Source organism: Streptomyces sp. A2-16 (assembly GCF_018128905.1).
Lineage (GTDB): Bacteria > Actinomycetota > Actinomycetes > Streptomycetales > Streptomycetaceae > Streptomyces.
In genome coordinates this window covers 4009159-4021257 of record NZ_CP063808.1, presented here as the reverse complement: position 1 = coordinate 4021257, position 12099 = coordinate 4009159, and the positions used below count along the sequence as shown (strand labels likewise).

The 12099-nt window shown below is 71.7% G+C and carries 12 protein-coding genes; 7 read left to right on the top strand and 5 right to left on the bottom strand.

The annotated features are described in order from the left end of the window. Positions 1-211: 211 nt before the first annotated feature. Entirely contained in the window at positions 212-1138 is a 927-nt protein-coding gene (locus tag IOD14_RS18085) for a GNAT family N-acetyltransferase (protein ID WP_123993441.1), read from the top strand. 32 nt (positions 1139-1170) lie between these two features. On the opposite strand, the gene IOD14_RS18080 is transcribed toward IOD14_RS18085, so the two are convergent. Together IOD14_RS18080 and IOD14_RS18075 are read right to left on the bottom strand one after the other, a co-directional pair. Then, positions 1171-2322 carry a serine hydrolase domain-containing protein gene (locus IOD14_RS18080; protein WP_249125941.1) on the bottom strand — a complete coding sequence of 384 codons (1152 nt, stop codon included), beginning with the start codon at positions 2320-2322 and terminating at the stop codon, positions 1171-1173. Positions 2323-2679: 357 nt separating this feature from the next. Beyond that, positions 2680-4707: a DUF1996 domain-containing protein gene (locus IOD14_RS18075; protein WP_249126274.1), complete on the bottom strand. Its 2028-nt coding sequence runs from the start codon at positions 4705-4707 to the stop codon at positions 2680-2682. A 264-nt stretch (positions 4708-4971) separates the two neighbouring features. Here IOD14_RS18075 and IOD14_RS18070 point away from each other — a divergent pair, with 264 nt between their 5' ends. The 4 genes from IOD14_RS18070 (at position 4972) to IOD14_RS18055 (ending at position 7386) form a co-directional block, all read left to right on the top strand. Further along, positions 4972-5541: a 3'-5' exonuclease gene (locus IOD14_RS18070; protein WP_123993444.1), complete on the top strand. Its 570-nt coding sequence runs from the start codon at positions 4972-4974 to the stop codon at positions 5539-5541. A gap of 176 nt (positions 5542-5717) precedes the next feature. Next, complete coding sequence (locus IOD14_RS18065) at positions 5718-6395, top strand: nucleotidyltransferase family protein (RefSeq protein WP_212670772.1); 678 nt, start codon at positions 5718-5720, stop codon at positions 6393-6395. Beyond that, positions 6392-6664: a BON domain-containing protein gene (locus IOD14_RS18060; protein ID WP_212670771.1), complete on the top strand. Its 273-nt coding sequence runs from the start codon at positions 6392-6394 to the stop codon at positions 6662-6664. The genes IOD14_RS18065 and IOD14_RS18060 overlap by 4 nt, the downstream gene beginning before the upstream one ends. Continuing rightward, positions 6661-7386 carry a metallophosphoesterase gene (locus IOD14_RS18055; protein WP_212670770.1) on the top strand — a complete coding sequence of 242 codons (726 nt, stop codon included), beginning with the start codon at positions 6661-6663 and terminating at the stop codon, positions 7384-7386. Before IOD14_RS18060 ends, IOD14_RS18055 begins: the two co-directional genes overlap by 4 nt. A gap of 48 nt (positions 7387-7434) precedes the next feature. Here the strand turns inward: IOD14_RS18055 and IOD14_RS18050 are convergent, their stop codons facing one another. Next, a complete protein-coding gene (locus IOD14_RS18050) occupies positions 7435-8625 on the bottom strand; it encodes an amidohydrolase (protein ID WP_123993448.1) in 1191 nt (396 codons plus the stop codon). A 264-nt stretch (positions 8626-8889) separates the two neighbouring features. On the opposite strand from IOD14_RS18050, the gene IOD14_RS18045 reads away from it, so the two are divergent. Beyond that, on the top strand, positions 8890-9453 hold the full coding sequence (locus IOD14_RS18045) for a hemerythrin domain-containing protein (RefSeq protein WP_123993449.1): 564 nt from the start codon (positions 8890-8892) through the stop codon (positions 9451-9453). Between the two features lie 472 nt (positions 9454-9925). Here the strand turns inward: IOD14_RS18045 and IOD14_RS18040 are convergent, their stop codons facing one another. After that, entirely contained in the window at positions 9926-10450 is a 525-nt protein-coding gene (locus IOD14_RS18040; protein WP_212670769.1) for a hypothetical protein, read from the bottom strand. A gap of 128 nt (positions 10451-10578) precedes the next feature. Beyond that, positions 10579-11373, bottom strand: a complete 795-nt coding sequence (locus tag IOD14_RS18035) for a maleylpyruvate isomerase family mycothiol-dependent enzyme (protein ID WP_212670768.1) — start codon at positions 11371-11373, stop codon at positions 10579-10581. 79 nt (positions 11374-11452) lie between these two features. Here IOD14_RS18035 and IOD14_RS18030 point away from each other — a divergent pair, with 79 nt between their 5' ends. Continuing rightward, positions 11453-12094 (top strand): lipoprotein, encoded by a 642-nt coding sequence (locus tag IOD14_RS18030; RefSeq protein WP_123993452.1) that lies wholly within the window; start codon positions 11453-11455, stop codon positions 12092-12094. Positions 12095-12099: the final 5 nt, after the last annotated feature.

The window sequence follows — 12099 nt, the reverse complement described above, 5'->3', positions numbered from 1 at the left end:
CACTCACCACCGGCCGCGCTCGGCGGCTCGACCCGGTTCGACGCCGGATGCACCGGTCACGTCGGGAGAGCCCCTGTTCCAGCGCTCGTTCATGATCAACAAGCGCAGCCTGCCACGGCCCGGAGAACGCCTTCTCCCCGCTCTTTCCCCGCTCCGGCCGCCCCGGGAAAACTCGTTTGCGCCCGCCGCGCCCGCCCCGGACGCTTGGCTCATGTCCTATGCCCTGCGCGCTGCCGCGCCCACCGACGCGTCGGCCGTCACCGAGCTGCTCAACGAGATCGACCGGATCGAGATCGGGCGGCCCGAGACCGATCTGCACACGGTGGAGTCCGATCTGGGGCATCCCGACATCGACCTCGACCGCGACTCGTGGCTGGCCTTCGACGGCCCGCGCCTGGTGGCGTACGCCCTGGTGTGGGACGACTCGAAGGGCGAGCGCATCGACGCCGACCACTACGTACTGCCCGACCACCAGCGGGCGGGTGCACTCCTGCTGGAGGCGCTGGAGTCCAGGGCCCTGGAGAGGGCCCTGGCGAACGGCGCCTCGAAGGCCGTGCTCCATCTGCACCTCAACTCGGCACCCACGACCGACCTCGCGCTGATACGGGCGCGGGGCTGGTCGGTCGTACGCCGCTATCACGTCCTGGAGCGGGCGCTGCGCACCGGCGAGGACCTGCCGCCCGAGCCACCCGCTGGTGTGCGGGTGCGGGCCTGCGCCGAGGAGGCGGACCGGAAGCAGGCACACGCCCTCTACCAGAGCTCCTTCGCCGAGCACTTCGACTTCCAGCCGCGCCCGTACGACACGTGGCTGCACGACATCCACGCCGACCGGCTCGACTGGTCCCTGGTGTGGCTCGTCTCGGTGGAGGACCTCGGGGACGTGGGCTTCCTGATCGCCCGCGACGACCGCGAGGCCATGGGGTGGATCCGCAGCGTCGGAGTCGTCCCCGAGGCCCGCGGGCGGGGCCTCGGGGGGCTGCTACTGCGGCAGGCCTTCGCGGCGTTCGCGGCCCGCGGGCGGGACACCGTGGGCCTCGGCGTGGACACCGAGAACGCCACCGGGGCGCCCGAGTTGTACGCGCGCAACGGAATGTCGGTCCATTACGCCGTCGACACCTGGGAAATCGTTTTGAGCTGAATTACCGTGGCGCCGAGGACCGTTGTCGGTTTTCAGTCGCGCAGCAATGCGCAGACGAAGTTCTCCTGAAGCGCGCGCATTCTCCGCAGCTGTTCCGGGGCGGAGGACTGGGTGATCTGAGAGGTCACCGAGAAGGTCAGTGAACGGCGGCCGTCGGGGGTGGCCGCGATCAACTGGGTATATCCGAGCGTGTTGCCGGTGTGACCGAGGACGACACCGCAGCGCGTCTGGTAGCGGAAGATGGCCAGCCCCGCGGAGTTGCGGCCCGGTCCGGCGGGCTCGGACGCCCCCTCGACCCACTGCCGCTGCTGCTCGACGACGTTCCTGCCGTACAGCCGGCCGCCCGCGTAGCCGCGGATGAAGCGGGTCATGTCGGCCGGTGTGGAGACGATGCCTCCCGAGGCCCACACCCCCGACATGCCGATGACCTCGCTGACGTCCTCCGGCGGCGGCGGACTCACGTCGTAGCCGTGCAGGTAGGGCTCCGGCATCCGGTAGCCCTGCGGGAGGCTGGTGGAGCGCAGCCGCAGCGGTGCGTAGACGAGCTTGCGCAGCAGGTCCTCGTACGGCGTGCGGGTCGCGGCCTCCGCCATCAGCGCCACGGCGATGTTGTCTGAGTTCGAGTAGCGGTACTGCGAGCCCGGCTCGAAGAGCAGGGGCTGGTCGGCGACGTAGTCGAGCAGGCGCCGGGAGTCGAAGTGGTGGTGCGGGTCGGCGCTCAGCGCGGCGAGGAACCCGGGGCTGCGGGAGTAGTCCGGCAGACCGCTGGTGTGATTGAGGAGTTGACGCAGCGTCACCGCCGCCCATGCGTCCGGGAGTTGGGGAAGCCGTTGGCCCAGAGTGTCGTCCAGACGCAGGACACGGTGGTCGACCAGGGTGAGGGCCACGGCCCCGCTGAAGGCCTTGGCCGTGCTCGCGATGCGCATGTGGTCGTCCGGGTGGGGCGGGCGGCCCGTGCGGAGGTCGGCGACCCCGGCGCGGACGACGCGGGTGCCCTTCTCGGTCCGCAGGACGGCGATGGCTCCGGGCGGACCGTCGGGGCGGTGCACGAAGTCCTCGAGCTGACGCTGGAGCGCCTTGTGGCCCGAGGGGTCGGCCGCGGCACCGGCGGTCGCCGGGGACAGTGCGGCGAGACAGGCCGCGAGGACGGACGCCGCTCTCAGGCGGGATCGGCGCAGGGACATGGAGGCTCCCGGGGGGTGGGACGTCATGGCCCGTCAAGCCTCACCGGCACCCGCGGTCTCCTGCTTCCCGTGCTGCTGCATACGGACCAGTGCCAGGGGCACCGAGGAGTGCCGTCATTTCATTCCGCCGGGATCAGCGGTCACCCGGAGCATGCTTAGTTGGCTGATACAACGGTATCTCTCGGGGGCGGCCGGTGGGGGTTCGGTCCCATTCGGTTTCCCGGACCGGGAATGGTGCACATCGATTTTCGGGGTGCCGTGTCGGCAAGTGTCGGAAGCCTCTGTGCGTCGAGGTGGCCGCCCGCCCGGAAACCGCGGCGGACAGCCACCTCTGGATCTCGCTCGTGCCGGCCGATGTCACATGGAACGGCGGCTGGTGCGTCGCAGGAGAACGAAGCCGGAGATCAGGAGGATCGCGCCGAGTGCGGCCGGCCACAGCTGCGCGCCGGTCTCGGCAAGACTGCTCTGGCTGCCCTGGGGCTCGGGCTGGGCTACGGCTACGGGGGCGTCGGTGGCGGTGTTGTCCTGCGGGGCGGGCTGGTTCGCCTGGTCGCCGCCGTTGCCGCTCCCGATGCCGCTGCCGGTCCCGGGTGACGGCGCGGTCGTGCTGTGGGCGGTGGGTGAGCTGTAGGTCTTCGGCTCGTCGGCGGGGGCGGTCGTCTGACCACCGGCGGGGGCTTCGGTGGTCGGCGTCGGCTGCTGCGGCTCGCCGCCGTTTCCGGGGTTGCCCTCGGAGCCGTTGTCGTCGCCGTCGCCGTTCCCGTTGCCGTTGTCGTTCCCGTTCCCGGGGTCCTGGCTGGCGCCGGGGTCGGGAGTGGAGCCGTTGCCGTTGTCTCCGCCGGGGTTGCCGTTGTCTCCGCCGCCGTTGTCCCCGTTGCCGTTGTCCCCGCCGTTGCCGTTGTCACCGTTGCCCGGGTCGTCCTGGCCGGTGCCCGCGCCGCACTGGCGGCCGTCGTTGATGCAGCCGACCATCTCGTTCATCAGGTTCTCGTCGAAGACGTTGATGAAGTCGCCGTGGTCGGTGACGGCCTTGTGCAGCTGCTCCGGGAAGGAGTCGACCGCGAACAGCGGGGTGGTGCGGCCGCCGTCGTTCAGGCTCGGCGCGTCGACGTCGTAGACGATCCGCTGGACCAGCTGCGGGATGGCCTGGAAGCCGCCCGGGCAGCTGCCGTCGTTCTGGGCGAACGCCACATGCGTGCGGTGGTTGGCGCTGTCGATGTTGCGGCCGTCCCAGCAGCTCTGGAACTTGAAGGTGCGCACCACGTCACTGCCCTGCGGGCACAGCGGGTACTTGTCCTTCAGCTGCCGGTCCTCGAACCCGGTGCAGCTCCAGGACGCGTTGGCGTTGGCGGTTCCGTTGACGAACGCCTTGGCGTCACCGGTGATGATGCGCAGCAGCCGCGGCATCGCGGTGACCTTGCTGCGGGGGTTGCCGACGAAGGTCAGCGTCACTTCCTTGGGCGTGACGATCTGGCCTGCGTTGCCCTCGATGCCACCGCCGGGCTTGTTGGCGTCCCGCTCCTGCGTGCCGTTCTGGAGCCGGATCACGGGCCAGTAGTACGTGGACTTGTCGCCCTGGTCGACACAGCTGGTCTCGGCGTTCGCCAGGTCCTGGTCGCTCGCGAAGGCGGTGTTGGACTGGTTGCCGATGTAGTCGTGGAAGTGGTGGGCGCCGTTGGAGACACCCGGGGCGACGATGACGTTGTCCGAGTTGAACAGGCCGTTCGCGTTGACACCGCAGCTGGTGACGAAGGTGCCGCGGGAGGCGTCGCCCTGAGCCGGCGGGGCCTGTGCGGCGGGAGGGGCGCTGTTGATGTCGGCGTAGTCGGCGGCGACGGGCCCGTTGCCGGCCTGCCCGCCGTTGCCCTGCTGCTGACCGCCCTGGTCCTGGCCGTCGCCCTGCTGGCCGCCCTGGTCCTGGCCGTCCCCTTGCTGACCGTCCTGGTTCTGACCGTCCTGGCCCTGGTCGTCGCCCTGCTGCTGGTCCTGGCTGTCGCCGTTCTGGTTCTCGGTCTGGCGCAGGGTGCAGCCGGCCATGTCGCCGAGACCCTCGGGCTTTTCACCCGACCGTTCGAGGGCGGCCTTGATGCGGTCGATCGTGGCGGCGCGGTTCTCCTGGAGCGGGTCGACGATACGGCTCTGCGCGGACTCGCGGTCCTGCACCGACGGGTCCTGGAGCTGCTGGTAGGCCTCGGCTATCTGCTGGTCCAGCAGGGCGAGTTCCTTGTCGACGTCCGCCCTCGACCCGTCGGGCACGCTGGTCAGCGTGTCGCCGACGTCCGGGCAGTCGATCGTGACGGCTCCCCACGACGTCTGCTGCGGCGTGCCGCTCTCCGTGGCGGAGGCGTACACATTCGCCGCGACCAGGCCACCACCCCCGAGCATCAGAGCCACTGCGGCAAAGGTCGCACGTCGTGCGCCTGTCGGTCGTCTGCGATTGCTGCGTCCCACGGAAATACTCCTGCGCGTGTCGACTCTCCGGGCATGCAAGTCCCCCGCCCCATACGGACGGCGGGCCCCCCGTGTTCAAGCGCCTCGGAAATTCACAGCACTCTCTTATGGAACACCCGGTTCCACCACCCCCTCCCGAACCCCTGTGCAGGGAAAACGAGATGACTCGTACACATCTGCGCCTCTACGGTTCTCGCCATGAACGGCACGGGCGCCGAGCGCCTCCTGAACGTCGTGGACATCGAAGCCACGTGCTGGCCCGGTTCCCCTCCCCCGCGAGCGGTCTCCGAGATCATCGAGATCGGGCTGACGGTCGTGGACCTGTCGACCGCCGAGCGCGTCGAGCGGCACCGGATCCTGGTGCGGCCCGTCCGCTCCGCCGTCAGCGAGTTCTGCACGGAGTTGACCGGCCTCACCCAGGACGAGGTCGACGGAGGCCTGTCGTTCGGGGAGGCCTGCCGCCTGCTGGCCGCCGAGCACGCCAGTGGTGCGCGCCCGTGGGCGAGTTGGGGCGACTACGACCGCAACCAGTTCACCCGGCAGTGCGGGGCCACGAGGACGCCGTATCCCTTCGGCCACCGCCACACCAACGCCAAGGCGGTCTTCACCGAGGTCCACGGCCTGCGCAAGCGCCCGGGCATGGCACAGGCGCTCGCCATCGCCGGGCTCCCCCTCGAAGGCCGCCATCACCGCGGCGAGGACGACGCGTGGAACATCGCGGCCCTGGTGCTGCATCTGGCGGAGCGGGACGGCTGGCCCGCGCGATGAGTCGTCGGGCGAGGGCCGTGCGGTCGGGACGGCATCGTCGTCGCACCGCCTTCGGAACCAGCCCCGCCGGGCGTCCGGACCTCGCTCCCGCACCGCCGTGTCGAAGTCGGTCCCGCGGGTACCCGAACCTCCCGTCACGGCCCCTCGGGTGCGGGCCGGCCAGGAAGGGGGCACTGATGACGCAGCACGCCGACGACGACATCGACCGCCACGGGGGCGCCGCCGGACTGCGACTGGCGACGGGGAGCGGCGCCGACGCGCTCGCCGCGAGTCTGCCGGTGGACCGCAACCAGGCGATCCTGGAGGCGGCCAAGCAGGTCGGCGCGATCCTGAAACGGGAGGGGCACCCGTTCGCGCTCGCGGGCAGTGTCGCCGTGTACGCGCACGGCGGGGCCCAGAATCTCCAGCACGACGTCGACTTCGCCATCCTCCCCGAGGACGCGCAGTCCGTCGCCGAGACCCTGCGTGAGGCGGGTCTGGACGTGCGGACGCCCCCGGAGGACTGGCTGCTGAAGGCCGACTGCATGGGCCAGCAGGTCGACCTGATCTTCGAGATGGCGCACCAGCCGGTCACCAGGGACCTGCTGGCGCGGGCCGACGAACTCTCGGTGGACTCCGTGTTCATGCCGGTGCTGTCCCCGACCGACCTGCTGCACAGCCTGCTGTCCGCGTTCTCCGAGCACCACTGCGACTTCGGGGCCGTTCTGCCGATCGCCCGCACGCTGCGGGAGAAGGTCGACTGGGAGGGCGTACGCCGGGACTGCGGGGACGCGCCGATGCCGGACGCGTTCTTCTACTTCCTGGAACGGCTGGAGGTCATCGAGCCGAGGGCGCAGGAAGGAGGACGGTCATGAGCGAGCCCGCGACGGAACACTCCGAGGAGAACGTCGAGTACCGCGTCGCCCACCTGCGCGACCGGCTGGCCGCCGAGGAACTCGGCGAGCTGGGAGTCCGCGCCGAGGTGCGGGCCGGTGCGGTGGTGGTCACCGGCACGGTGCCGTCCGCACAGTGCCGGGAGACCGTGCTGCGCACCGTCCGCGAGGAGCTGGCCGGGCTCGCCGTGCACACCGACGTGGTGGTGGCGGACAACGCCACGCCCGATCATGCGGAGGAGCTGCCGTGATCCGTGTCGCCGCCGTGGGGGACATCCACATGGGCCCGGAGAGCCAGGGTGTGCTGCGTCCCGCCTTCGACACCCTGCCCGACTGCGCCGACCTGCTTCTGCTGGCCGGGGACCTCACCCGGCACGGCACCCCGGAGGAGGCCCGGGTGGTGGCCCAGGAGGTGCAGGGTCTCGCGGTGCCCGTCGTGGCGGTCCTCGGCAACCACGACCACCACGACGAGCAGCCCGAGAAGGTCGCTGCCCTCCTGGAGGACGCCGGCGTCCGGGTGCTGGAGGGCGAGGGGACGGTCGTGGACTGCGGCGGCACGCGTGTGGGCATCGCCGGTACCAAGGGTTTCGGCGGCGGGTTCGTGGGCCGCAGCGCCGGGGAGTTCGGCGAGCCGCTGATGAAGGAGTTCGTACGGTACTCACGGCGCTGCGCGGACTCGCTGCGCACCGCACTGGAGGAACTGGACCGGCAGGGCTGCGGGACGCGGGTGGCGCTCACCCACTTCTCCCCGGTCGCCGACACGCTCGCCGGTGAGCCGCCGGAGATCTATCCGTTCCTCGGCAGCTATCTGCTGGCCGAGGCGATCGACACCGCGGGGGCCGACCTGAGCGTGCACGGACACGCCCACGCGGGCACCGAGCACGGGATGACGGCAGGCGGCGTGCGGGTGCGGAACGTGGCACAGCCGGTGATCCGCAGGGCGTTCAACGTGTACCACCTGCACACCGACTGACGCCCTCGAACGCGTACCGTCCGCAGCCCTGGCGACGCCGGCCGCGCCTCAGCCTCCGGAGCGGGCACGGTCGTGGTCCTCCCACGCCTCGTCCCGCAGCTCCGGGCGCAGCAGGACCTCCACCGCAGTGCGGGCCAGTGCCTCCGCTGCCGCGAGCATCGCCTGACGGCCGCGCTCGGAGCCGGCCGCGACGGCGAACTCGGGCGTGTGGTCCGAGCCGTCCTCCTCCATGATCGCCACGAAGGGATGGATGGCGGGCACCCGTCCGCTGACGTTGCCGACGTCGGAGGAGCCGAGGTAGACGCCCGGCGCCGGCGGTGTCATCCCGATCCCCGCCCCCGCCAGGTGGTGGGCGAACCGGGCCGACAGCACGGTGCTGTCCCGGAAGTGCTCGTAGCGCGGAGTGGCCCGCTCCACCGTGACCGTCGTGCCCGTCGCCCGCGCCACCCCCTGGGCGCAGGTCAGCAGCTCCCCGGCCAGCTCCTCCAGGGCGGTCGTGGTCAGCGCGCGCAGCCCGAAGAGGCCCTCCGCGTACTCGGGGACGATGTTGGTCGCCTTGCCGCCGTCCGTGACGATGCCCTGCACGTGAGAGCCCTCCGGGAGCCTGCGTCCGACGACGGCCAGCGTGTTGAAGAGCTGGATGAGCGCGGCGAGCGCGTCGACGCCCTCGGTGGGGTTGCCGGTCGGGTGGGCGGCGCGCCCGCGGAACGCGACCCGGTACTGCGCCTGCGCGGTCAGCGGCGCCCACTGCCAGCTGTGCACACCGGGGTGGAACATCAGCGCGGCGTCGATGTCGTCGAAGACCCCGGCGTCGGTCTCGGCGACCTTGCCTCCGCCGCCCTCCTCCGCGGGCGTGCCGATGGCCCACACGGTGCCCGCGTCCCGGTCGAGCACGGCCCGGGCGGCCAGGGCCGCGCCCAGGCCCGCCGCGGCGATCAGATTGTGGCCGCAGGCGTGGCCGAGGCCCGGCAGGGCGTCGTACTCCAGCAGCAGGGCGACCGCGGGGCGGGCCCGGGTGCCGGAGCGTGCCGTGAACGCGGTGGGCAGTCCCGCGACGTCCCGCCGCACCGTGAAGCCCGCCCATTCGAGCTCCCCGCACAGCAGTGCGGCGGCCCGGTGCTCCTCGAAGGCGTACTCCGGGTCGGAGTGCAGCATCCGCGCCATGTCCCACAGCCGATCCGCCCGTGCGGCCACCTCGGCACCCACTCGCGCGAGCACCTCGTCCACGGCGTCGGTCACATCGGCCTCCAGGGAACGTCGTACGACTGTGTCCCGATGCGAGTTCCTTCGGCCGGGCCGCCTTACACCCCCGGCACGGCCACCGGTGCCGGGAGTTCGGGTACTCCTGGCCGTCCCGGGGGGACACGTGTCTCGCGGAGGGCGTGGAGCCCGGGGTGGTGCGGCGGCGGGCGGGGGCGGCGCGATCCGCACGAGGCCCGACACGTCTGTGACCAGGCGTAGGGACGGCGGCCGAGGGCACTCGAGGGGCGGAGGTGAGAGAACATGGGACACGGAGGAAACGTCATCGACGAGCTGATGACCGATCACCGCGAGGTCGAGGAGCTGTTCGGGAAGATCGAGGCGCTGGCGCCCGGTGAGAAGAACCGCAAGGTGTACGCCGACCAGGCCACCATGGAACTGGTCCGGCACTCGGTCGCGGAGGAGGAGTACCTCTACCCGGCGGTGCGGGAGCACCTGGTCAACGGGAACACCATGGCGGACCGGGAGATCGACGACCACTCCAAGGCCGAGCAGCTGATGAAGGACCTGGAGCGCTGCGAGGCGGACGATCCCGAGTTCGACCGGCTCGTGGGCGAGCTGATGAGCGAGGTCCGCTCGCACATCGCCGAGGAGGAGGAGACCCTCTTCCCGCAGCTGCGTGTCGCGTGCTCGGAGAAGGAGCTCGACGCGTTGGGCGACAAGGTGCGCCGCGCCAAGAAGATGGCACCGACCCGCCCGCACCCGTCGGCCCCTGACACCCCTCCGGCGAACAAACTCCTCGCACCGGGCACCGGCCTGGTCGACCGCCTGCGCGACGCACTCTCGGGCCGCGGCAAGGAGGACTGAGGTCCGGGGACCCTGCCAGGGGTCAGGGAACAGCGGCAGGGCACGGGGGCCTCGGTGACCCGAGCGGCCCCCTGGCAGGGCACGGGGTGTCGGTGGTCCGAACGGTCCCCTGGCACGGCACGGGGTGTCGGTGGTCCGAACGGTCCCCTGGCACGGCACGGGGTGTCGGTGGTCCGAACGGTCCCCTGGCACGGCACGGGGTGTCGGTGGTCCGAACGGTCCCCTGGCACGGCACGGGGTGTCGGTGGTCCGAACGGTCCCCTGGCACGGCACGGGGTGTCGGTGGTCCGAACGGTCCCCTGGCACGGCACGGGGTGTCGGTGGTCCGAACGGTCAGCGCCCCCCGGCAGAGCACGCCGGCCCCGGTCTCGTCGTGGAGCGACGGCCCGACACATTGCGACCGCCACCGCCCTGCCCGCTCGCCCCGATCGCCTGCCGCGCCCTCCCCAAGGCATGCCGCGCGGCGCAACCGTCACGCGGCGAGCGCCTCGCCCGAAAGTCGCTCCAGAAGCTCCGACCGGTGCAGTCCCGCCACCGGTGCGACCAGGTCGGGATGGCGGAGCAGCGCGGCGGCGTCCCGGTCCGCCGCGTCCGGGGTGAGCAGACGGCGGAACACGGCCGGTGAGCCCGTCGTGTGCTCGCCCTCCGCGATGTCGGCCACGGCCCGTTCTGCCAGGTCCGGGTCGGTGAGCAGACAGGCCGCCCAGCTGGCCACGACCTCGTCCACCCAGGAGCGCCAGGCATGCTCCTCGGCGTCCCGGGTCTCGGCGCCCTCCGCCCCGGTGACCCAGTCGAGGCGGGCGGAGCCGCCCGGGCCCGCCACGCCGACCAGGCCGGCGTCCATCGCCGTCGGATAACGCAGCCACGCGGCGACCGTCACCGCCTGCCGCGCCTGTACCTCGCACAGCGCGGCGTCCAGCGCGCCGCCCACGGGTGGATAGGCGCGGGTCAGCCAGTAGGCGGTCGCCGCGATGACCGGGGAGAGATCTGCTTGCACTGCCGGGCCGCCCGAGGTGCTGGTGGGAGAGGGGACTGCGCGAAACCGTAGCCCGCGGTCCCGGGAGGACGACATGGCTCCGGCCTCCCTCGGTACGTGGCTTCGGCCACACCGGCCCCTTCGCTCGCCTACATCTCCAGCCAGAACCGAGTGCGCTTCAGCCACAGATCCAGCAGCTCCGCGTCCCCTCGTGTCTCGACACCGGGCGCCGGACGGGCGTAGAGGAACAGGAGCAGATCCGTCACCGGCCCGCGCACGCTCACGGCGGCCTCGCCGGACCCGCGCCGCCAGGCCGGCCGCCGCCCGGTGAGGTCGAGCAGCCACTCCCCCGCAGCCCCCGCGTCGAAGCCCAGGGTCCGCCCGGGCCCGAGCAGCTCCGGCACGCCGGGGAGGGTTTCGTAGGCCTCGGGAACGGTGGAGAACTCCAGCCATTCCTCCACCGCGTCCACAGCGAGAGGCTCCTCGACCACGAACCGCGCCCCGGTCACCAGGGCCGCGTCGGCCCGGTGCAGGAGGGTCTCGTAGGTCATGCGCCGGGCCCAGAACATGGTGGACTGCTCGACCAGTTGCTCGTCGGCGGGGGTCCACACCGGTACGTGGGGACCGGCCGCGCGCAAGGCGCCCGCCAGTCGTGTCGCGCCGTCCACGAGCCAGCCGCCGAGCACGGCGTCGTCCAAGTGGGCATAGGCGGCGGGGTCGTTGACCATGTCGTCGTCGATCGGCTCGACGGCCCTGGTCTCGACGATGTCATGCGCCCAGCGGTGATCGCCGCCCACGTGCCGCAGGAGCCGGCCCAGGTTCCAGCCGGGGCAGGTGGGCACGGGGGCTGCCGGGTCGGCGCCCTGGACGTGGCGGGCGAGCAGGTCGGTCTGGGCAACGATCGCGTCGCAGTACTCGTCGAAGCTCAACAACGTTTCCCCCATGGCCGCACGATGCGTCGTTCCTGCCTGCACCTAACCTGACTCCTTCGAGTATCACCACTGAAAAAGAGGAGACACGGCCATGCTGGTCAGGGCGGGGAACACATGGCTTCGGACGGCCTCTGCGGTGTTGCTGGCAGGTGTGCTGACAGGCTGTTCGCAGGCCGCGCAGGAGAGCGACGCGAAGGCGTCCGTGCGCCCGTCGGCGACGGCAGGGACTGCGGGGACTGCCGGTGCGGACGGCTCGGCGGTGAGCAGCGGCGACACGATCGGCGCCGCCGGTTCGGCGTGCGAGCTGCCCGCCACGTTCGACATCGCCGAGAAGTGGAAGGCACAGGCCGTTCAGGCGCCGCTGCGGCAGGGGCCCGTCACCCTGGCCTGCGAGATCGACGCGAAGCCCGCGGGCAACATCGGCTTCCTGCGCGTGTGGACCGGAAAGCCGGGTGGCGCCGATGCGCGGACCGTGCTGGAGGACTTCGTCGCGGCCGAGGACGGCGTCAGCGGGGAGAAGTACCGGACCTTCAGGTCCGGCGCTCTCTCGGGCGTGGCGGTCGAGTACCTGTACGCGAGCGAGCTCCTCGACGAGACGAAGAAGGAGAGCGCCTTCGCCGTCATGACCGCGGACGGACCGGTGGTGGTGCACCTCGGCGGGCTCGACACCGAGGAGCACGAGGAGATGCTCCCGGCGTACGAGCTCGCGCGGCGCACCCTGCGCACCGTCTGAGACCG

What these genes read in the sequence shown, in the direction of transcription:
- IOD14_RS18060 (WP_212670771.1), top strand. Translation starts at nt 6,392, where the DNA reads ATGAGCGAGCCCGCGACGGAACACTCCGAGGAGAACGTCGAGTACCGC.
- IOD14_RS18080 (WP_249125941.1), bottom strand. Translation starts at nt 2,322, where the DNA reads ATGTCCCTGCGCCGATCCCGCCTGAGAGCGGCGTCCGTCCTCGCGGCC.
- IOD14_RS18070 (WP_123993444.1), top strand. Translation starts at nt 4,972, where the DNA reads ATGAACGGCACGGGCGCCGAGCGCCTCCTGAACGTCGTGGACATCGAA.
- IOD14_RS18045 (WP_123993449.1), top strand. Translation starts at nt 8,890, where the DNA reads ATGGGACACGGAGGAAACGTCATCGACGAGCTGATGACCGATCACCGC.
- IOD14_RS18030 (WP_123993452.1), top strand. Translation starts at nt 11,453, where the DNA reads ATGCTGGTCAGGGCGGGGAACACATGGCTTCGGACGGCCTCTGCGGTG.
- IOD14_RS18035 (WP_212670768.1), bottom strand. Translation starts at nt 11,373, where the DNA reads ATGGGGGAAACGTTGTTGAGCTTCGACGAGTACTGCGACGCGATCGTT.
- IOD14_RS18085 (WP_123993441.1), top strand. Translation starts at nt 212, where the DNA reads ATGTCCTATGCCCTGCGCGCTGCCGCGCCCACCGACGCGTCGGCCGTC.
- IOD14_RS18075 (WP_249126274.1), bottom strand. Translation starts at nt 4,707, where the DNA reads ATGCTCGGGGGTGGTGGCCTGGTCGCGGCGAATGTGTACGCCTCCGCC.
- IOD14_RS18065 (WP_212670772.1), top strand. Translation starts at nt 5,718, where the DNA reads ATGACGCAGCACGCCGACGACGACATCGACCGCCACGGGGGCGCCGCC.